Source organism: Cellvibrio polysaccharolyticus (genome assembly GCF_015182315.1).
GTDB classification, from domain to species: Bacteria; Pseudomonadota; Gammaproteobacteria; order Pseudomonadales; family Cellvibrionaceae; genus Cellvibrio; species Cellvibrio polysaccharolyticus.
Map to the genome: position 1 here is coordinate 1,067,452 of NZ_PRDL01000001.1, position 21,386 is coordinate 1,088,837.

The 21,386-nt window shown below is 51.9% G+C and carries 19 protein-coding genes; 13 read left to right on the top strand and 6 right to left on the bottom strand.

Annotated features, from left to right (window positions below; all coding sequences use genetic code 11):
* Nucleotides 1–33: 33 nt before the first annotated feature.
* Nucleotides 34–822 carry an SDR family NAD(P)-dependent oxidoreductase gene (locus C4F51_RS04540; RefSeq protein WP_193907568.1) on the bottom strand — a complete coding sequence of 263 codons (789 nt, stop codon included), beginning with the start codon at nt 820–822 and terminating at the stop codon, nt 34–36.
* An 88-nt stretch (nt 823–910) separates the two neighbouring features.
* Nucleotides 911–2,002, bottom strand: a complete 1,092-nt coding sequence (locus tag C4F51_RS04545; RefSeq protein ID WP_193907570.1) for an alkene reductase — start codon at nt 2,000–2,002, stop codon at nt 911–913.
* Nucleotides 2,003–2,140: 138 nt separating this feature from the next.
* Here C4F51_RS04545 and C4F51_RS04550 point away from each other — a divergent pair, with 138 nt between their 5' ends.
* Nucleotides 2,141–2,716 (top strand): TetR/AcrR family transcriptional regulator, encoded by a 576-nt coding sequence (locus C4F51_RS04550; protein WP_193907572.1) that lies wholly within the window; start codon nt 2,141–2,143, stop codon nt 2,714–2,716.
* 83 nt (nt 2,717–2,799) lie between these two features.
* Here C4F51_RS04550 and C4F51_RS04555 read toward each other — a convergent pair whose 3' ends face one another.
* The gene (locus tag C4F51_RS04555) at nt 2,800–3,501 is read right to left on the bottom strand and encodes an epoxyqueuosine reductase QueH (RefSeq protein WP_193907575.1); all 702 of its coding nucleotides are present in this window, start codon (nt 3,499–3,501) and stop codon (nt 2,800–2,802) included.
* 151 nt (nt 3,502–3,652) lie between these two features.
* On the bottom strand, nt 3,653–3,967 hold the full coding sequence (locus C4F51_RS04560) for a YebG family protein (RefSeq protein WP_193907577.1): 315 nt from the start codon (nt 3,965–3,967) through the stop codon (nt 3,653–3,655).
* A gap of 284 nt (nt 3,968–4,251) precedes the next feature.
* On the opposite strand from C4F51_RS04560, the gene murJ reads away from it, so the two are divergent.
* The 6 genes from murJ (at nt 4,252) to ispH (ending at nt 11,652) form a co-directional block, all read left to right on the top strand.
* On the top strand, nt 4,252–5,793 hold the full coding sequence (murJ, locus tag C4F51_RS04565; protein ID WP_193912355.1) for a murein biosynthesis integral membrane protein MurJ: 1,542 nt from the start codon (nt 4,252–4,254) through the stop codon (nt 5,791–5,793).
* A 77-nt stretch (nt 5,794–5,870) separates the two neighbouring features.
* The gene (gene ribF, locus C4F51_RS04570) at nt 5,871–6,830 is read left to right on the top strand and encodes a bifunctional riboflavin kinase/FAD synthetase (RefSeq protein WP_193907579.1); all 960 of its coding nucleotides are present in this window, start codon (nt 5,871–5,873) and stop codon (nt 6,828–6,830) included.
* A 25-nt stretch (nt 6,831–6,855) separates the two neighbouring features.
* A complete protein-coding gene (gene ileS / locus C4F51_RS04575) occupies nt 6,856–9,654 on the top strand; it encodes an isoleucine--tRNA ligase (protein ID WP_193907580.1) in 2,799 nt (932 codons plus the stop codon).
* Nucleotides 9,655–9,756: 102 nt separating this feature from the next.
* Nucleotides 9,757–10,251: a signal peptidase II gene (gene lspA / locus C4F51_RS04580; RefSeq protein ID WP_193907582.1), complete on the top strand. Its 495-nt coding sequence runs from the start codon at nt 9,757–9,759 to the stop codon at nt 10,249–10,251.
* Nucleotides 10,244–10,693, top strand: coding sequence for an FKBP-type peptidyl-prolyl cis-trans isomerase (locus C4F51_RS04585; RefSeq protein ID WP_193907584.1), 450 nt, complete (start codon nt 10,244–10,246; stop codon nt 10,691–10,693). Before lspA ends, C4F51_RS04585 begins: the two co-directional genes overlap by 8 nt.
* Before the next feature lie 23 nt (nt 10,694–10,716).
* The gene (ispH, locus tag C4F51_RS04590) at nt 10,717–11,652 is read left to right on the top strand and encodes a 4-hydroxy-3-methylbut-2-enyl diphosphate reductase (RefSeq protein ID WP_193907586.1); all 936 of its coding nucleotides are present in this window, start codon (nt 10,717–10,719) and stop codon (nt 11,650–11,652) included.
* On the opposite strand, the gene C4F51_RS04595 is transcribed toward ispH, so the two are convergent.
* Entirely contained in the window at nt 11,649–12,179 is a 531-nt protein-coding gene (locus C4F51_RS04595; RefSeq protein WP_193907588.1) for a GspH/FimT family pseudopilin, read from the bottom strand. The genes ispH and C4F51_RS04595 overlap by 4 nt on opposite strands.
* Before the next feature lie 245 nt (nt 12,180–12,424).
* Here C4F51_RS04595 and C4F51_RS04600 point away from each other — a divergent pair, with 245 nt between their 5' ends.
* The 6 genes from C4F51_RS04600 to C4F51_RS04625 are packed head-to-tail and all read left to right on the top strand — an operon-like array spanning nt 12,425 to nt 19,926.
* Nucleotides 12,425–12,961: a GspH/FimT family pseudopilin gene (locus C4F51_RS04600; RefSeq protein WP_193907591.1), complete on the top strand. Its 537-nt coding sequence runs from the start codon at nt 12,425–12,427 to the stop codon at nt 12,959–12,961.
* 9 nt (nt 12,962–12,970) lie between these two features.
* Nucleotides 12,971–13,435, top strand: coding sequence for a type IV pilus modification protein PilV (gene pilV / locus C4F51_RS04605; protein ID WP_193907593.1), 465 nt, complete (start codon nt 12,971–12,973; stop codon nt 13,433–13,435).
* Between the two features lie 10 nt (nt 13,436–13,445).
* Nucleotides 13,446–14,441 (top strand): PilW family protein, encoded by a 996-nt coding sequence (locus C4F51_RS04610; protein WP_193907595.1) that lies wholly within the window; start codon nt 13,446–13,448, stop codon nt 14,439–14,441.
* A complete protein-coding gene (locus tag C4F51_RS04615; protein ID WP_193907597.1) occupies nt 14,442–15,035 on the top strand; it encodes a pilus assembly PilX family protein in 594 nt (197 codons plus the stop codon). It begins immediately after the preceding gene.
* 12 nt (nt 15,036–15,047) lie between these two features.
* Entirely contained in the window at nt 15,048–19,421 is a 4,374-nt protein-coding gene (locus C4F51_RS04620) for a pilus assembly protein (protein WP_193907599.1), read from the top strand.
* Between the two features lie 55 nt (nt 19,422–19,476).
* Nucleotides 19,477–19,926, top strand: coding sequence for a type IV pilin protein (locus tag C4F51_RS04625; RefSeq protein WP_193907601.1), 450 nt, complete (start codon nt 19,477–19,479; stop codon nt 19,924–19,926).
* Between the two features lie 34 nt (nt 19,927–19,960).
* Here C4F51_RS04625 and C4F51_RS04630 read toward each other — a convergent pair whose 3' ends face one another.
* Nucleotides 19,961–21,358 (bottom strand): sigma-54-dependent transcriptional regulator, encoded by a 1,398-nt coding sequence (locus C4F51_RS04630; protein WP_193907603.1) that lies wholly within the window; start codon nt 21,356–21,358, stop codon nt 19,961–19,963.
* Nucleotides 21,359–21,386: the final 28 nt, after the last annotated feature.

Sequence of the window (21,386 nt, forward strand, 5' to 3'; positions counted from 1 at the left end):
CAAACGCTGCTGCTGTATTCGCTAAATGCGTGATCAAACGGTTGCTTGATAGCGTTCAGCAACCTGCGCTTGATTAAGGTCGGCAAGCAGCGTTTGTCGTGCGGCATCAAGCGCATCCCAATGTTTGGCGTCTTGCAGTGGCGGAATAGTCACTAATTCACGGCGATCAAAGCCAACCAGCGCTGCATCAACCAAGGCGTCCACTTTCATCAGTTCGGGATAGGCGCTGATGTCGATGCCCGCGCGATCCCACAGTTCGGTGTAGGTGCCAGCAGGAAGCACGGCCTGGACATAAATACCTTTGGGCGATAGCTCCTGATGCAGCCCCTGTGACAGGAACAGCACGAAGGCTTTGGTTGCGCCGTAGACCGACATTTGGTATTCCGGTGCCAGGCCAACCACTGAACCAAGGTTGATGATTGCGCCTTTGCCTGCTTGCACAAAGCGTGGGGCAACTGCATGTGCGAGTCGTGCCAAAGCGGTGACATTTAACGCGATAAGCTGAGCTACCTGAGCGGAGGATTGCTCGATAAAGCTGCCCGACTGCGCGATCCCGGCATTATTGATCAGGGTTCCGATGCGCTCGTCATCACGCAAACGTGCTTCGACAGTGGCCAGATCATCGGATTTGGTGAGGTCGGCTGGCAAGACATCGACGTTAACGCCGTATTCCTGATGCAGGCGGGTCGCGAGCGCATCCAGCCGCACTTTGTCGCGCGCTACCAGCACCAGGTCATGGCCGCGGCGAGCGAAGCGCTCGGCGTAGATGGCACCAATGCCGGTGGAAGCGCCGGTAATAAGAACAGAAGTTGAAGTAGTCATGTATTTGCTCTCTGAATGAAGAAGGGCACAGCCCTATCGGTTTGATATTTAGTGTGAGGTCACATCAGGTGCGACCCTACTGACCTTGTCAGGCGCTGGCGTCTGCAAGAGTCGGGTAGTCGATATAGCCTTCCGCGCCACCGCCAAAAAGCGTTGCCGGGTTGGGGCTCGCCAAAGGCGCATCCGCTTTGAGCCGCTCCACCAGATCCGGGTTGGCGATGTACAGGCGGCCGAAAGCGAATAGATCTGCCTTACCTTCGGCAAGCCGGGTAGCGGCCAGTGTTTGGTCGTAACCGTTGTTGGCGAGGTAGGTTTGCTTGAAGCGCTGGCGCAATGCGTCATAGTCAAACGGCGCCACATCACGCGGCCCACCGGTGGCGCCCTCCACCACATGCAAGTAGGCGATGCCGAGTGTGCTGAGCTGTTCGGTAATGTAGTTGTACTGCGGTTGCGGATTGGTAGAGGATATTCCAGAGGCGGGAGACACGGGTGAAATACGCACACCGGTACGCTCGGCGCCAATCTCACCCACTATCGCGGCGGTCACTTCCAGCAGCAGTCGCGCGCGATTTTCGATAGAGCCGCCATAGGCATCGGTACGCTGGTTGGCGCCGTCCTTGATGAACTGCTCCAGCAAATAACCATTGGCACCATGAATTTCCACACCGTCGAAACCAGCGGTAATCGCGTTAGCGGCTGCCTGACGGAAGTCATTCACGATCGCTGGCAGCTCGCCAAGGTTCAGGGCGCGTGGTTCAGATGCATCGGCAAAACCGTTGTTGATAAAAATCTTCGTCTCAGCACGAATAGCAGAAGGCGCTACCGGTGCAGCGCCATCGGGTTGCAGATCCACATGAGACACGCGACCCACATGCCACAACTGAATGAAGATCCGCCCACCTTTGGCATGCACGGCATCGGTAACCTTACGCCAGCCCGCAATTTGCTCAGGTGTGTATAAACCGGGTGTGTCCTGAAAACCCTGTGCTTGCGCTGACACTTGGGTCGCTTCTGCAATGATCAAACCGGCTGACGCGCGCTGGGCGTAGTAGGTTGCTGCCAACTCGCTGGGCACCAGGCCCGCTGTGGCGCGGCTGCGGGTTAACGGCGCCATCACGATTCGGTTAGCGAGCGTCAGGCCGCCAAGGGTGAAGGGTTGGAACAAAGTCGTGTCTGTCATATCTGCTTCCGCGTGGGTTGATGGATACTTGTTGTTTTTAATGATGATGATCATAATCAAAACTGTCAAGTGGTTTGATTATGATCATCATCAATGTATTATGAAGGCCATGATTTTCAGGGTTGGGGGTGTAGAGCGATGAAAGTTACCAAGGCACAAGTACAGGAAAATCGGGCGCGCATCGTCGAGATGGCCTCGGTTCTGTTTCGTGAGCGCGGGTACGACGGTGTGGGCGTAGCGGAGTTAATGGCGGCGGCCGGTTTGACCCACGGCGGGTTTTACAAGCATTTCAAATCCAAGGCCGACCTGATGGCAGAGGCCGCGGCTGAAGGTTTCTCGCAATCCGCCGCCAATACCGCAGAACTCAATGTCGCCGCGTTTGTGAATCAATATGTATCGCGCCAGCACCGCGATGCACCGGGCGCTGGCTGCACCATGGCCGCCCTGTGTGGCGATGCAGCGCGCCAGCCGGAGTCCATCAAGGCGGTATTTGCCGCGGGAATCCAGCGCCAACTCGCCACTCTGGAGAGTGACGATGCTGCTGTGGGAGAAGATGCAAAACGTGAAGCGCGCGCCATAACGATTGACACTATTGCCCATGCCGTAGGCGCGATCATATTGTCCCGCGCCTGCCCGGATGACTCACCGCTAGCGGATGAGATTCTGGAGGTTTGCCGGGAGCGGATTCTCAGTCAATTTGAGCAAAAACCTTAAGTGATGGATCGGTTGCCGGAATCAACCGGCAGCGGCGGGGCGCAAATAGACCGCGCGCCGTCGATCTCGTCAGGGCGAGCAGCTTATTGAGGAACCGGCAGATTTTGTAGGGGAATCCGGTTTTCGTCTGCGTCGGGTTGTTCGTCGCCGTAGTAAAGCACGCCGATTTTGATGCGTTTGCGGCCCTGGGCTATACGGTGTTTGTTGGTGTCTCGCAACGAATACACACAGCCGCAATATTCCTGCTGATAAAAGTTTTCGCGTTTGCTGATTTCCACCATCCGCACGGCGCCGCCCTGTTTGCGCCAGTTGTAATCCCAGTAGCTTATATTCGGATAATGTGCCGCAGCCCGTTGCCCGCAGTCATTAATTTGCTGCATGTTTTTCCAACGGGAAATGCCCAGTGAACTGCTAATTACATGAAAGCCATTTTCGTGGGCGTAGAGTGCCGTGCGTTCAAAGCGCATATCAAAACACATGGTGCAGCGCACACCCCGTTCGGGTTCCTGTTCCATGCCTTTGGCGCGCTCAAACCAGTTGTCGGTATCGTAGTCGGCATCGATAAAAGGAACATTGTGCTGTTGCGCGAAGCGAATGTTCTCTTCCTTGCGCAGCTCGTATTCGCGAATGGGGTGGATATTGGGGTTATAAAAGAAGATGCTGTATTCAATACCGGAGGCGTGAATGGCTTCCATCACCTCGCCGGAGCAGGGTGCACAGCAGGAATGGAGCAGTAATTTATTGTGGCCGTCTGGCAGTGTCAGTTTGTTGCGAACCAGTGACATAACCCGGGTTTCCGTAGCGCAAAGAAGGCGATACTAGCACCGGCAATGCCCTGCAGATTGAACATAAAATAATTTCATAAAAGTCCGCCCCGTTTTCAGGGGCGGCAAGCAGTTCCATATGGCTGCATGGATGACTGTTCCGGTGCGCCGATCAGTCTTGTAGGTCGGCTTTTGCAGGGCGGGGTGCCAAATGACCGATAGCGGCAGCGCCGGTGTCCGGTTCACTAATGCTCTGCAGTAATTCTTCGGGCTTGCCTTTGCAGGCTTTGGCCAGTTGTTCGCGGCGGCGCGCCAGCAGCAGGCCAATCGCTTCGCTATGCTGTTCGTTAATATCGGGAATTTCAGATTCGATCAGGCTGGTAATAGTAGCCGCCAGTTCAAGATACCGATCATGTTCTTCAGCCTGTTTCTTGTCTTCAAACATACTTCCGTCCCGATCACATTGCCAAATGGCGATGACTGCCATGGTCCAATCCTCGTTAAAGTGCGTTACTGTTTTTATATACAGTATTGGCCTGGCAGGGGAATGTCAATCGGATTGTGCAGTTTTCTGTGTCAGGGGTGTTGATCGGGCATATCAAGGGGTTGGTTACTACCTTTAATAGGTGAGGAGGTTTGCGCCTTGGGGTGCTCCCGCTTGAAACCTGGGGAGGCTCGCACAGATAATGCGCCACGCCAGCTTACTCATGGAACTCTATAGTGTCTTCTACCGCCAATGCTCCTGTTAATCCGCCGCCCCGCAAAGGGCTGATGCGCTCAAGCCTGATAACCGGCTCGATGACCATGTTGTCGCGGGTGCTCGGGCTGGCGCGGGATCAGGTGCTGGCGCACGTGCTGGGCGCCGGCGGTGCGGCAGATGCCTTTTTTCTGGCCTTCAAAATCCCCAATTTTTTCCGTCGGCTGTTTTCCGAGGGAGCATTTTCCCAGGCGTTTGTGCCGGTATTGTCCGAGTATCGTGAAAAGGGCACTCACGCCGCGGTACAAACCCTGGTTAACCGTGTTGCTGCTTGTCTGGGCACGGTGCTGTTGTTGGTGGTTACCTTGGGGGTGGTGGGTGCGCCGGTGGTGGCGACTTTGTTTGCTTCAGGTTTTATGCAGGATGCTGAAAAGTTTTCCCTGCTGGTCGATCTGATTCGAATTACCTTTCCTTATTTATTACTGATTTCGCTAACCGGCTTTGCCGGGGCGGTGCTTAACAGCTATGACCGCTTCGCCATACCGGCCTTTACGCCGGTGCTGCTGAATATCTGCATGATCCTCGCGGCGGTGTTCGCCGCGCCCTGGTTTTCCCATCCGGCTTATGCGCTGGCATGGGGTGTTTTGACCGCCGGCGTGCTGTCTTTTATGTTCCAGTTGCCATTCCTTGCCCGCATTCATTTACTGCCCCGGCCGCAATTGACCTGGCAGGACCCGGGCGTGAAGCGCATTTTGACCCTGATGGTGCCAGCGCTGTTCGGGGTTTCCATCAGCCAGATCAACCTGATGCTGGACTCGGTCATCGCCTCCTGGTTGCCGGACGGCAGCGTCGGCTGGCTGTTCTACTCGGACCGTCTGGTGGAGTTGCCGCTGGGGGTTTTTGCGGTGGCAATTGCTACGGTGATTATGCCAAGCCTGTCGCGGCACCACGCCGCCAGCTCGCCGGAGCACTTCAGCAAAATTCTCGACTGGGCCATTCGCCTGATTCTGTTAATCGCGCTGCCCTCAACGGTAGCATTGGTCATCCTCGCCGAGCCGATTATTTTGACCTTGTTTCAACACGGTGCCTTGACGGTGCATGACGCGATTATGTCGGCGCGCAGTCTGCAAGCTTACGCGCTCGGTTTGCTGGGCTTTATGTTGATCAAAGTCCTGGCGCCCGGCTACTTTGCCCGGCAGGATATGAAAACCCCGGTGCGTATCGGCATCATTTCGATTCTTGCCAATATCGGCTTCAAGATCATTCTGGTGGCGCCCTTGCTGATCTGGTTTGGCCTGGGGCACGTAGGGTTGGCGCTGGCAACGGCGATGGCCGCCTACGTTAACGCCGGTTTGCTGTATCGCGGCTTGCGCCGTTCCTCGGTGTACTTGCCAGCCGCCGGCTGGCCCACATTGTGGTTCCGCTACGGCATGGTGAACCTGGCGATGGCGCTGACGCTGATTGGCTTGCTGGTGCTCTGGAGCGACTGGCAAATCTGGTTATGGTGGCAGCGGATTGGCTATCTGGCGATGACCTGCGCTGCTGGCGGAGCGGTTTACCTGGCAGGTCTGTGGCTGGTGGGCGTGCGCCCGCGGGAGTTCCGCAGCCCGGTGTAAGCGGCGGGGTAGGCTGTCAGTGGAGGCTGCTGTATACTCCTGCGTTCTTTTGTTCTATCGAGGCGGTTTGCTGTAACGTGAATCCGGAATCCACAGAGTTTATTCGCGGCCTGCATAATTTACGCCCTCGGCACCGTGGTTGTGTAGCAACCATCGGCTCGTTTGATGGCGTTCATCTCGGGCATCAGGCGATTCTGCGTCAATTGCGGCAAGCGGCAGACCATTATGAGTTGCCGGCACTGGTTATTCTGTTTGAACCTCAACCGCACGAATTTTTTTCTGGCGAAAAAGCACCGGCCAGGCTGATGCGCTTGCGCGAAAAAGTTATGGCGCTGCGTGAGCAGGGCATTGAGCGGGTGCTGTGCGTACAGTTCAACGAGCGTTTGCGCAGCTTATCGGCACAACAGTTTATTGAAGAAGTACTGGTCGAGCGGCTGGGTATCCGGCACCTGGTTGTGGGTGATGATTTCCGCTTTGGCTGTGATCGTCGCGGTGATTTTACCCTGTTGCAGCAGGCGGGCGAGCAGCTCGACTTTACCGTTAGTGACACCTGTACGCTGTTATTGCATGGCGAACGTGTCAGCAGTACGCGCATTCGCAGCTTGCTTGAAGCGGGTGATTTTGCCGCAGCAGCCGAGCTGTTGGGGCGTCCTTATTCGCTGGGTGGCCGCATCGCTTATGGCCAACAGCTGGGGCGTCAACTGGGCGTGCCCACCGCCAATATTCATCTGCGCCGCTACCGCTCACCGCTGCAAGGTGTGTTTGCGGTGGTAGCCCGCTTTCAGGATGGAAGCCAATACACCGGTGTTGCCAACGTGGGTGTTCGCCCGACTGTCAGTGGCGATAAAAAGCCGCTGCTCGAAGTGCATTTATTTGATTTCTCGCGCTCGGTATATGGCGCGGCTATTGATGTGGAATTTTGTACCCGTTTGCGTAGCGAGAAAAAGTTTGAATCGCTGGATGCATTGCGCGCGCAGCTGCAGCAGGACATTCTCGACGCCCGGCAGTGGTTTGTTAACCATCCTTCTTTACATTGAATCATCAACAAGTTGACCGTGGATCATGACTGATTACAAAGCGACCCTGAATTTGCCCAACACCGCCTTCGCCATGAAGGCCAATCTGGCGCAACGCGAGCCGGAAACCCTGAAACGCTGGCAGGCTGATGGCTTGTACCAACGTATCCGTGACGCACGTCAGGGGCGCGAGCAGTTTATTCTTCACGATGGCCCACCCTACGCCAACGGCGATATTCACATCGGCCATGCGCTCAACAAAATTCTTAAAGACATCATTGTCAAAAGCAAAACCCTGAGCGGTTTTGATGCGCCTTATGTTCCTGGCTGGGACTGTCACGGTCTGCCTATTGAGCACAAGGTAGAAAAAGATATCGGCAAAGCCGGTACCAAAGTGGATTTTAAAACCTTCCGCCAAAAGTGCCGCGAATATGCTGCGAAACAGGTTGCCGGTCAGAAGCGCGACTTTATTCGTCTCGGTGTTCAGGGTGATTGGGACAATCCTTACCTCACCATGGACTTCAAATTTGAAGCCGACATTATTCGCGCGCTTGGCAAAATCACTGAAAACGGTCACCTGCACAAAGGCTTCAAGCCGGTTTACTGGAGCGTGGTCGGTGGTTCTGCATTGGCGGAAGCTGAAGTGGAATACCAGGATAAAACCTCTTTCTCCATTGATGTGAAATTTGCCTTCGTTGATCAAAACGAAGTGGTCAGCCGTATTGGTGAATTAAGCGGTCGCGGCCCCGTGTCACTGGTTATCTGGACCACTACGCCCTGGACGCTGCCGGCGAACCAGGCAGTCAGTGCGCACGCCGATATTGCTTACGTGGTTGTGCAGGTTGGCGAAGAGCGTTTGCTGGTGGCTGAAGACTTGCTGGCCAGTGTCATGGCGCGGGCTAACCAGGCTGATTTCAGCGTGGTCGGGCATATTGGCGGCGCAGCGCTGGAAGGGCTGAAATTGCAGCATCCTTTCTATAATCGCCAGGTGCCGGTCATTCTCGGTAGCCACGTGACGACCGATGCCGGTACCGGTTTTGTACACACCGCACCGGATCACGGCGCAGACGACTTCGTAGTGAGCAATCAGTACGGTATCGAGACGCTGAATTACATCGACGACAACGGCTATTACCGCCCGAATGTAGAAATTTTCGCTGGCGATCACGTCTACAAAGTGGACGAAAAAGTTGTCGCCTTGCTGAGCGAAAAAAATGCCTTGTTGGCGCAAGGTAAAATTACTCACAGTTTCCCGCACTGCTGGCGTACCAAAACGCCGCTGATCTTCCGTGCCACGCCGCAGTGGTTTGTCAGCATGAGCAAAAACAACCTGCGCGATCAGGTGGCCAGTGCGGTTGAAGGGGTTCGCTGGATTCCGGATTGGGGCAAAGCGCGTATTGATGCGATGCTGGCCACTTCACCGGATTGGTGTATCTCCCGTCAGCGCACATGGGGCGTACCGATTGCCTTGTTTGTGCATAAAGAAACCCAGCAGCTGCACCCGGATACACCGGCGTTAATCGAATCGGTTGCGCAATTGGTTGAAAAACAGGGGATGGATGCCTGGTTTGATCTTGACGCGGCAACGCTGTTGGGCGATGACGCTGCCAACTACGATAAAGTGACCGATACCCTGGATGTGTGGTTTGACTCGGGCGTTTCCCATTTTGCCGTACTAAGTCAGCGCCCCAACTTGCGCTTCCCGGCTGATTTGTACCTTGAAGGCTCCGATCAGCACCGTGGCTGGTTCCAGTCTTCACTGAAAACCTCCATGGCCATTCATGGTGTAGCACCTTACAAACAAGTACTGACCCACGGTTTTACCATCGACGCCAAAGGCATGAAAATGTCCAAGTCGTTGGGCAACACCATTGATCCGCAGGTGGTCATGAAAGATCTCGGCGCCGACGTATTACGCTTGTGGGTAGCCTCTACCGATTTCAGTACCGAAATGAGTGTGTCTGATGAAATTCTCAAACGCACCTCGGATTCCTACCGTCGTATTCGTAACACCGCCCGGTTTATCCTCTCCAACCTGAACGGTTTTGATCCGGCGCAACATGCCTTGCCGGTTGAGCAGCTGGTGCAGCTGGATCGCTGGATTATCGGGCGCACCGCGCAATTGCAGCAGGAAATTATCAAAGCTTACGATAATTATCAGTTCCATCTGATTTATCAAAAGCTGCACAACTTCTGCGTGGTTGAGTTGGGCGGTTTCTATCTCGACATCATTAAAGATCGCCAATACACCATCAAAGCCGATGCGGTTGCCCGCCGTTCTGCGCAAACCGCGCTGTATCATATTGTCGAAGCGCTGGTGCGCTGGATTGCGCCAATTTTGAGTTTCACTGCCGACGAAATGTGGCCGTTTATCCCCGGTGTTCATGAAGGTTCGGTATTCGCTGCCGAGTGGTATCAATTACCGGCATTGCCAACTGACACACTCGACGATGCCTGGTGGCAGCAAGTGGTTGATGTAAAAGATGCGGTAAACAAAGTGCTCGAAGCCAAGCGCGCCAACGGTGAAGTGGGCGGCTCACTGAGTGCGGAAGTGACGCTTTACTGCGATGCTGCCTTGCAGGAAAAACTCAATGCGCTGGGTGATGAGCTGCGTTTTGTACTGATTACCTCTACTGCCCATGTTCGCCCGCTTGCGGAAGCCGCCGATGCAGAAAGCACTGAGCTTGAAGGCCTGAAAGTTGTGGTTGGCAAATCTGCCGAAGCAAAATGTGCCCGTTGTTGGCATCACCGCGCTGACGTTGGTCACAACCACGCTCATCCGGAAATTTGTTTGCGCTGTGTCGACAACGTAAACGGCCAGGGCGAATCCCGCCAGTTTGCCTGACAGTTAGCCCCCCGGCCATTTTCATGGTGTTCGGGGGGCTTTTCTTCTGCTGCCAGCCTGTTGTTTTGCAGCAATTTTCTGTTTTGTGATAATGGATCGCTTATGTCGAATGTTTTTTCTGTAAAAGTATGGCGTTGGTATCTGTTGGCGCTGGCGGTCATTGCCCTGGATCTGGGTACCAAATACTGGGCGTCTTCGGTATTGGAATATGGCCGTCCGGTGGTGTTTACATCCTTCTTTAATTTTACCTTGTTGCATAATCACGGCGCCGCCTTCAGCTTTTTAAGTGATGCCGGTGGTTGGCAACGCTGGTTCTTCACCGCCATTGCGGTTGCGGTGAGCATCACTCTGGTGTTCTGGCTGACGCGCTGCGCTGACAAGCGTCGTGAAGCTTTTGGTTTTTCCATGATTCTCGGCGGTGCCATCGGCAATTTATATGACCGTTTGCAGCATGGTTACGTGGTCGATTTTATTGTGGTGCACTATCAGGATTATTACTGGCCTGCTTTCAATCTGGCCGACTCTGCGATTACGCTGGGCGCCATTATGTTATTACTTGATTTATTCCTGACTCGGGAGAATACCGGAAATGCGTGATTTAACGCTGGGGCCTGGCACCAGGGTCACCCTCCATTTTTCCCTCAAACTGGAAAATGGCGACGTAATTGATTCCAATTTTGAAAAAGACCCGGCCACCTTTACGGTGGGTGATGGCAACCTGTTAGCCGGTTTTGAAAAAGCCTTGTTCGGTTTGCAGGAGGGCGCTCGCCAAACCTTTATCATTAAACCGGAAGATGGTTTCGGGCAGCCCAACCCCAACAATGTTCAGGAAATTCCGCGCGCGCAATTTGGTGCCGATATCGAATTGACAGAAGGTTTGATGCTGTCATTTGCCGATGCCCAAAAAGCAGAGCTTGCCGGTGTGGTGAAAGGCTTTAACGAAGACGTGGTGTTTATCGATTTCAATCACCCGCTGGCCGGTCGTGAAATTATTTTTGATGTAGCCATTCTTCGCATTGAACCGGCACAGGTTCATTAACCGATATTTTCAGGTAGACGTACATGCATATTAAATTAGCCAATCCTCGCGGTTTTTGCGCCGGTGTTGATCGGGCCATTGATATCGTTAATCGGGCGCTGGATGTATTCGGCGCTCCCATTTATGTGCGTCACGAAGTTGTCCACAACAAATTTGTGGTGGACTCACTGCGCGACCGCGGCGCTATATTTGTTGATGAGCTGGATCAGGTGCCTGACGATGTTATCGTCATCTTCAGCGCCCACGGTGTTTCCCGCGAAGTGCAAATGACCGCCAAAAACCGCGGCTTGCAAGTCTTTGATGCCACCTGTCCGTTGGTGACCAAGGTGCATATTGAAGTGCTTCGATACAGTCGTGAAGGCCGTGAATGTATTTTGATTGGCCACGAAGGTCACCCGGAAGTAGAAGGTACCATGGGGCAATATGACCGCGAGAATGGCGGTGATATTTACCTGGTGGAAGATGAAGAAGATGTCCTCAATCTCAAGGTGCGCAATCCTGAAAAACTGGCCTATGTAACCCAGACCACCTTGTCAATGGATGATACGGCTGTGGTGATTGATGCCCTGCGTAGGCATTTCCCTTCAATTCAGGGGCCGCGAAAAGATGATATCTGTTACGCCACTACCAACCGTCAGGACGCAGTGCGGCAGCTGGCGCTGGAGTGTGATCTGGTGTTAGTGGTCGGTTCAGTGAACAGCTCAAATTCCAACCGCTTGCGCGAATTGGCCGAGCGCTGCGGAACGACGGCCTACCTTATCGACGGCCCGGATGATATCCGTTGCGAATGGCTAAGTGGCAAGGAAAGTGTTGGCATTACCGCTGGTGCCTCCGCACCCGAAGTCCTGGTGCGGCAGGTTATTGACCGGCTGTGTGAGCACGGCGCTGAAGCGCCGGTGGAGTTGGACGGCCGCCCTGAAAATATCAGCTTTTCCTTGCCCAAAGCGTTGCGTCTTTAAACTTCATTGCTGATACAAGGATTTTCATCAACTCTTGTCATACTCAGCCGTCCGCCCCTGGATAGCTTTAACTCGAAAACAGGTTGAGGCTGTTCCGGATGGCAAATATGAAAAGTGCCTGCCTGGACAGCGCCCTGGCTGCTTTGCGAACGCTGGTGGCTCCGTCCTGATCCTAAAAAAGATATATAACTGCTGACAAATCTGTTGGAGATAATTTGTACCTTATTGGTGCCTTGGCCCGTCAGTAGAACCTCTTCATCCTCATCGCGTATGCCATTGTTGTTGGTATCGGCAAATATCTCCCAGCCATTTTCCCAGCCTCCGATATTGGCAATTGTCACCCGGGTGTTTCTGCTCACAGCATGGCTGCGGGTCAGTTGAACTGCCTGATAGAAATCCAGTGTGGTTGTGCGGACCTGATCCCGTTGGCGTAAGTCTTTATAGCCGGGGATGGCGATGTTAATCAGAATGGCAAAAATCAGTAGGGTGATTAAGAGTTCGAGCAGGGTAAATCCATGAGATTTCATTGATATCATCCTTGATAGTGGTGCCCCTGTAATGACTGACAGGTTGGCACCTGATGGCGAGCCGTTTATCCGTCCATGTAAACCGCGTATCGCAACAGGGGTAACCCTGCCGTCGAGCCATGCTAGGCTTCGGAAAATATAGCCTTGCCCGCCTTTTCAATCCAGTTTTCTTTCGCAAAAGTATAAATAACGTCAGGCTCGGCACTCCCTATTAGCTGAAATAACCATCGATGGATGAACGATGTATGACACGGAGAAAACAAGCCGCTGGTTTCACCCTGATGGAACTGTTGATCACCATGGTAATACTGGCGATTGTGCTGGCTATAGCAGCACCTTCTTTTTCTGTTCTCCTGAAAAATAATCGCGCTGCTACCCTGGGCGAAGAACTATCCGGAGCCATACAGTATGCCCGGGCAGAAGCAGTAAAGCGTGCCCGTTATGTATCGGTTTGTGCCAGCAGCGATGGCTCCAGCTGCAGTAATGACTGGTCGCAAGGGTTCATTGTGGTTGCCGATACCGCCGCCAATGAAACTGAAAATTCGGTCACTGTGGGCGAAGTGCTGCGGGTATGGCAGAACCTCGGAAGCGATGTCGTCATTACGCCTCCTGCGAATGTTTCATTTTTACGTTTTATGCCCGGGGGGCGTTTGGCCCAGGTTGGCGCACCTCCTTTTTCGTTTCAAACCCGTATTGATGGATGTCAGGGGAGTGACAGAGCCAGGACGGTGACTGTCGGCCTTGCCGGTGCATCTTCGGTCACAAGGGCCGATTGTTCATAGGAGTGGATGATGGTTTTTAATAACAAGCAAGCGGGTGTCGGTTTGCTCGAAGTGCTGATTGCGGTGCTCATTCTTTCGGTGTCTTTGCTGGCAATTGCCAGCCTGCAATCCCGCTCGCTGCAATACAACCAGAGCGCCTATGTACGCTCGCAGGTCAACATTCTTGCTTACGATATCTTTGATCGTATTCGTAGCAATCGCCCCGACATTGCCAGCTATGCCCTTTCGTTTGGTGACGAAGCGCCATCCGGTGGTGGCATTGCCAATACCGATATGAAAACCTGGATGGAAAGCATGCAGCGGGTATTGCCTGAGGCAGAAGCTGAGCTTGCTTGTACGCCCGTTGAATCTGACAAGCTCCATAAATGTAAAGTCTCCATTCGCTGGACAGAAAATAATATTTTCGATGAGCAGGATGAAGATGCTCTTGATGCAGAAGCACGCTCGACTTTGACTTATACAACCAGCATTTGATGGAGCGGTTATGAAAAAGAATCAACAGGGCTTATCACTGGTTGAACTGCTCATTGCCATGGCGTTAGGGCTGGTACTGATGGGGGGGGTAATACACGTCTTCCTCTCAAGCCGTATGGTATTCAGCACCCAGCAAGCAATATCCCGGGTTCAGGAGAGTGGGCGGCTGGCGATGGAGTTTATCGCTGAAGACACGCGCATGGCCGGTTATATGGGGTGTCTTGATCGCACGATCCAGCCTGAGATTGCTATCACTACACCGGATGCATTTTGGGAGAACTTTGAAGAACCCGTTCGGGGTTATCCATCGGGCGATTTGCCCGTTGGCCTCAATTTGAATCCTGCACCTGTAGATGGTAGTGACACTCTGGTTATTCGCAGTGCCCGAGGCGCAATGCACTATCTTTCTGAAAAAAATATTACCAACTCTCTGAAAATTTTCCCGGGGACCAATCAGGGAATAACGATAAAAGCAGAGGAGCCGGTAGTGGTATCCAATTGCGTCAGTGCAAGAATATTCAAACCGGCTACTGTGTCAGCCGGTGGTGCCGGCAGCGCATCGACCATCACCCACGGTGGCGGGTGGGGCGAAGGTAATTCACCTTCAGAAAATTTTGATGTCGGGGCTGAAATGATTCCGGTTAGCACCACTATTTATTACATCGCTAATAATCCTGCGAATCGTCCTGCGCTCTATCAAAAAATTGGAACGTCTCCTGCTGTTGAGATTATTGAGGGCGTTGAGAGTATGGCGTTGACATTTGGGCTGGATACCACGGGTGATAATGTTGTAGACAGTTATAAAACAACCGCTTCCATGGCAGCGGTGGATTGGCCGAAAGCCAGTAGCGTGCGCGTCGAACTGCTGGTGCAAAGCAACGAAGCCAATGTATTGGAGGATGCCCAATCCTACCACTTCAGAGATGCGATGCAGGATGCCCCGGAGGATCGTCGTCTTCGGCAGGTGTTCTCCAGTTTGATTGCTGTGCGAGGAAGGGTGAATTAAATGAGAAATAACTCTGTATATGATTTTCGTTTTTCCATGCACCGGGCTCTGAAAAATTCCCAGGGTGGTGTGGTTCTACTTGTCGCCATGATTATGGTGCTGGTTATTGCTGTTGTCGGCCTTGCTGCAATTCGTGGCAGTGGCTTGCAAGAGATGATGGCCGGTAATTTGCGAGATCGCAACCTGGCGTTTCAGGCCGCAGAAGCCGGGTTGCGCAGTGCGGAAAATACTATTCGTTCCGATATCGCATTATCCGAATTACCATCATTTGATGGTAATGGACACTTTGATGACTTGAATAAAACAGGTGGTGATCGAGAGCCACCGTCGTTATGGAGTGATGATGTCTGGAAAGCCAATGGCAGTACAGTTTTGACCGCGATGAGTCTGGAGCTGGCAAGTGGCGAACAACCTCGCTACGTCATGGAAAAACTGGTCGTTCCGGTAACCCTGGCAGCCGCAGCAGATGGCAGTGCAATTGATATTGCCAGCCTGGATACCTTTGAGGAGCCGGAGTTTTACCGAATCAGCAGTCGTGGTACCGGCGGCACTGTTAATGCCAATGTCACGTTGCAATCTGTTTATAAACGCTAGGAGCAAAGCACAATGATCCGGTCACTCACGTTGCGAGTCAAAAAATATCTGCAATCTGACATGGCGTTGCTGTTGCTGGCTTCTGCTGTATCTTTTTCATCTTCGTCAACGTATGCCGAGCCCGCTCAGGAGCCCTTGTTTCTGACCACGGCGGCAACGCCGGTAGTGATGTTCGCCATGTCGCGCGATCATGAACTATTTAAAAAAGCCTACAACGATTACACCAATTTGGAAGGCGGTGTAATGACGATGCGTGATACCACCTACAACAATAATTTTTCCTATTACGGTTATTTTGATTCTGGTTGGTGTTACACCTATGCCAATAAGAAGTTCTCTCCATCCCGCCCGACTGCTAATCATCAGTGTACTGGTGAGTGGAGTGGAAATTTTCTTAACTGGGCAACCATGACCCGTATTGATGTTCTTCGCCAGGTTTTGTACGGAGGGAAGCGTCAGACGGATACCGCCTCTTCAACGGTTCTTGAGCGCAGCTATCTTCCAAAAGATAACCACGCCTTTGCTAAAGTCTATGACCCTCGCACCAAAGATAATACCTCTGGCCCCGTTAGTCATTACGTACCTGCCTCATTTGCTTACGACTCCATTACTTTGTGTAATGTATCGTCAGGGAATGGCGGTGAGCCTGAAATACGTGTAGCAAAAGGCCAGTGGTATAACTGGGCGAACACAGAAGTTCAGCAGTGCCAGTGGGATGTGGAAGCCACAAATCCGAACTATGACAGCTCAAACAGAAGCGAATTGGGGACACTGGTTGCCCGCGTTGAGGTTTGTGTTACTGACAAGGATGCCAATGCAAGCCGTTGTAAAACTTACGATAGTGGTGCTGTGAAACCGATAGGGGTGTTGCAGGAGTATGAGGGTACGGTCAAGTTTGGCCTGGTGACCGGGACGTGGGGGAAAAACCGTAGCGGCGGCGTGCTTCGCAAAAAAGCGATGCCTTTGGTGGGTAACGCTTACACCGGCAATACGGACAATGTAAACGAATATGATACTAATACCGGTATATTTAACGGAAATGTTACCGGAATTATTGGCAATATTGATCGTTTTGAGATCGTAGGGTACAAGTTTTCTAATAATAGCTATAGTGGTGATCACAGCGATTGGGGTAATCCACTTGGTGAAATTTATGCTGAGACGTTGCGATACCTGAGTGGGAGTCGCCCGGCTACTGATGGCCTTTCTTCTGCAGGGCCAACATGGAATTTCAGTGATGGTGATAGCGGTGGTGGCCCTGCGGGTATCACCAATGTTGCTACGTGGGATGACCCTTTAGCGGATGCCGAAGAATGTACTCGTTGTTCCGTTATTGTAATTTCCAGTGGTCCCAACTCATGGGACTCGGATGATGTTACCAGTGCGATGATTGGTAGTATTGTGAGCGGCGTTACTCTGGACACTTTGAATACCGATTATACCAATAAAATCGGTACGCTCGAATTTGGAAGTGATCCATCCTTTTTTAATGGGGGAACAGACAGAGCAACACAATGTTCATCTGGAAACATGTCTTTATCCGAAGTACGAGGACTGTGTCCGGAAGAGCCAATGGCTCAGGGATCTTATGTAGTTGCCGGGCTTGCCTATATGGCAAAGACAAACAGTATCCGTACAGGAGAAACGAATAGAACGGTTGATACCTTTGCTATCGAACTTTCACAGGGGCTACCGAGTCTCGACATTCCGGTTGGTAGCGGAACCATGTCTATTGTGCCTATTTGTACATCGCAGGACCATGGTCAAACCTGCTCTCTGGTTTCTGTAAGAGTGGAAGATATTCAATCGGACAACAATGGTAATCCGGTTAGAGGCAGCTATCTCTTTTACTGGGAAGATCAGGATCAGGGCTCGGATCATGATATGGACTCGGTTCAACGCATTGAATTTTGCATAGGAAAATCCTGTCAGGATTTCGGTACGGGTACCGGCGAGGATGCAGATAGTACGCATCGTGGTAGCGATAAGACTTATCGTATGCATGATCAAAAAATTACACACAACGCCGTTCCAGATAATCACCTTCGTATTATCAACTCTATTCCCTACTGGGCCACCGGCGCCCAGATGGGTCTCACCTATATTATCAGTGGTACCAGTACTGATGGTTTGCAAGCCACAGAGTGGGTAAAGCGTGGTGGTAACGACGCACACAATCTCGTAAATAGTTCCGGTGAAAAGGTTGTGTCATCATTGGGTGACTGGAATTGGTACAACACCATGCCTCCTGAAGGATCTGATTATTTACCGCCAGATGACGGAGATGCCCGAATTTACTTGAAAACAAAAACCTTCGCTCCGGGTAGTAGTACTACCAATCGTTTACGTAGCCCGCTTTTCTATGCGGCCAAGTATGGCAACTTTGAGAGTCTGGGCGCCGGCGGTGCTCCAATAGGCTGGGATAAAATAAATAACAACACCAACGTTGATGTGCCTGATGGTATTCCAGACGCCTACTTCAGTGTAAATAACCCGGCGCTTCTGGAAGAACGTATAAAATACATGATTGGCGAAGCCGCTAAAGTCAATGCATCGGCTACCGCCGTTGCTACCAACTCTACGCGCTTGACTGAGGGTAGCAAGATTTATCAAGCAATGTTTAATAGCGAACATTGGTATGGCCGACTATCTATTCGTGAGATGGATGATAAAAATAATCTTGCAAAAGCATCGGTCACAACTGAGTCTGCTGAAGCTGACGCAGTCACCACATTTTCGGAACCGGCAAACCGTAAAATATTCACCAGAACCAGAGCAACGGATGGTGGTGCATGGACAAGAACCGAGTTTCTTTGGGCTAATTTAAATGCAACTCAACGAAATTTATTGAATTCTGGATCAGAACTGGGTGAAGCTCGTGTGAATTGGCTGCGTGGCGCCAGCACCAATGAGGGCACCTCGTTGCGATCTCGCGATTTCCAAGTCGAGGGTAAGACACGTCGACACATTATGGGCGATGTCGTTAATTCAAGCCCGGTCATATCCGGCAGGAAAAATGCTCGTTATCAACGTATCCCTGGTGAAGCAGGCACAGATTATAAAAACTACAGTGCCCCCAACTTGTTATTTGTGGGCGCGAATGATGGCAAGTTGCATGCATTCAATCCTGAAACGCTGGAAGAAGTATTTGCCTATGTCCCCAATGCGATTTATCACAAGCTGGCTGCGGTAACACATCCGGAGTATGGTCAGGGTAACAGGGGGCACCAATATCTTGTGGATGGCCCGTTGTATGTTGGTGATGTTTATAAGAACGGTAATTGGAGAACAATCCTTGTCGGGACTTTTGGCGCTGGCGCTCGGGGTTTTTACGCCCTTGATGTTACCGGTGGAACAGAGCCAACAGTACTGTTTGAGTTGACCGAAGAGGATCATCCTCAACTTGGCTATATGCTGGGGCAGCCACAAATTGTGCCTCTTGTGAATGGTGGTTGGGCGATTGTTGCCGGTAACGGTTATCACTATGAAGATTCTACGAATTCTCAACTGGTCGTTGTGAACCTGGCAAATAATGCGGTGAGTTTTATTGATACCGGTTCTGGCAGAGGATTGTCCGAGCCGGCTTTACTGCCCAATTTTTCAGGATTGGTGCAGTACGCCTATGCTGGAGATCGTGAAGGCAATCTGTGGAAATTTGATATCACAGGTAATAATTCGACGAAGTTATTCGAGGCGCGAGACGACAGCAATACTGCCCAGCCTATAACCAGTATGCCAACTCTCGGATTGAATCCGTTAAAAAATGATGCGGTGATGGTCTACTTCGGAACCGGGAAATACTTCGATATCGGTGACAACATCCCTGCGGCCAGTCCTGTGCAGAGTTTCTATGCACTGGTCGATAGCGGCACGTTGATTGGCTATGACGCAGGTAGACGGGATGGTGTGCTTCATAAAAAATCGATTACTCAAAGTGGTGAAAAGCGAACTATTAATGGTGAGAGAGTAACGGAAGATGGAATAGAGTCTTCTGCAGTGGACTGGACCGATATTCGCGGGTGGTATCTCGACTTTGATCAAGGAGATAAAGACACTAGTGAACGGGTTATTACCAAGCCGCAATTGCTCTTTGATCGTTTAATTTTTACCACGTTGATACCCAGTGACGACCCATGCGTGGTTGGCGGGCAGAGCTGGTTAATGGAACTGGTTGCAATTGGTAATAAAAATATCGCCCACCGAATATTGCATGAGTCGGTGATCAACAGTATGAGAGGTGATGCGGTAGTTAATGATTCCGGCGTTGGTATGGGGGCCGATAACGTCTGGGTAATACCATGCGATGTGACGGGTGAATGCGATTTGCTGGATGGGAAATTGCCTGGAGGAGCCAGAGGTCGTATGTCCTGGAAACAGATGGATTAACCGGAAGTAAAGTCTAACAATAGGTTGAACGGATTTTGAAGGGCAGGAAAAATTTATGAGCCGCATTACAAAAAAACAAAAGGCATTTACGCTTGTGGAGCTGATGATTGTGGTGGCGATTATCGGCATTCTTGGTGCTATAGCCTACCCTTCTTATCAGGCACAGGTGCTGAAGAGTGGTCGCGCGGATGCAAAGATAGAGCTGAATGATGTTGCTCAGCGATTGCAGCGCTGTTTTACTTCGGCCAGCACTTACTCGCCAGCAGATGGCGTCTGCAAAGTGGTTGATGATGTTAAGTCCGCTGCCGGTATAACCTCAAAAGAAGGTCACTACGTGGTGACGGTCAGCAACCATCAGGCCACTACCTGGACGCTGACAGCTACGGCAGTCGCTGGCACACGGCAAGCCAAAGATACTCGCTGTGCTACCTTCACTCTGGATCAAACCGGCAAGCGTGCCGCTACAGACAGCAACAGTGCAGATGCCACCGATGAATGCTGGTAACTTTTAAAGGCCAATGAGCGCTTCTCATTGGCCTTTATTCATCATCCAGCCCCAGTTTTTGCAAGCGATAGCGCAATGAGCGAAAAGTAATTCCCAATTGCTTGGCCGCCAGGGTTTTGTTCCATCTGGCTTGTTCCAGCTGGTGGCAGAGAATTTCTTTTTCTACTTCCTGTAAATAATCATCCAGCGAGGGAAATTCGGCGCAACGTGCCGGGTAGTCGGTTTGGGTTGAACTACGTTTGGCCGGGTGAGATTTTTGAATCGTGCCGTTGCCGGGTTGATGCAAGCCGGTGTGGCTTTCCAGTAGCAAATCGTCTTCATCAATAAGATCGTTTTCACAGAGCGTAAACGCCCGTTCGAGAATATTTTCCAGTTCACGCACATTGCCCGGGAAGGTATATTCCCGTAAATGGCGCATGGCTGCTGGCGACAAGCGAGGTTGCGATATGTCCATGTCCGCGGCAATTTTCTTTAACAGGTGTTCTGCCAATATCGCAATATCTTCACCGCGCTCGCGCAAGGGCGGTACGCTCAGCTGGATAACATTCAGGCGGTAAAATAAATCCTGACGGAAGCGGCCTTCGTTCACTTCATGTTCGAGGGATTTATGCGTGGCGCACAATATGCGCACATCGGTAGCAATTTCTTCGGCAGCGCCCACCGGGCGAACGCTTTTTTCCTGAATGGCTCGCAGTAATTTAACTTGCATATCCAGCGGCAGATCAGCGACTTCATCAAAAAACAACGTGCCACTTTCGGCCGCCTGAAACAATCCGGCTTTGTCCTGATGTGCTCCGGTAAAGCTGCCGCGCTTGTGGCCAAAAAATTCGCTTTCCATCAGCTCCCGGGGAATGGCACCGCAGTTGACGGCAATAAAGGGGCCGTTCGCTCTGGGGCCAAGTTCGTGAATGGAGCGCGCCACCAGTTCCTTACCGGTACCGGATTCACCGCTGATGTAAACCGGCGCTTGTGAGCGTGACAGTTTCTGAATGCTGCGAATCAATTGTTGAATAACGTTTGATTGGCCAATGATGCGAAGTTGAGGTGTTTGAGAGACGGGCAGCTGGCTGGATTGCAAGGCGGTACTGACCAGTTTGCGTAATGCTGCCAGATCAACCGGTTTGGAAATAAAATCAAAAGCACCCGCTTTCATGGATTCGATGGCGGTATCAAGACTGCCGTGGGCGGTAATCACCGCAACCGGCAGGCGCGGATGATGCAGTTGAATATATTCCACCAGCTGCAGGCCATTGCCGTCGGGCAGGCGCATATCGGTCAGGCATAAATCATACGTTCTGCTGGCAAGAAACTCGCGTGCCTGGTCTACGCTGGCGGCGCTGTCGGTGGTAATTTGCATCCTGCCAAGGGTAATTTCCAGCAGTTCGCGAATGTCCGGTTCGTCGTCAATTACCAATGCCCGTCGTTGCGTCATGATAGCAATGCTCTGTGAAATACTGTTA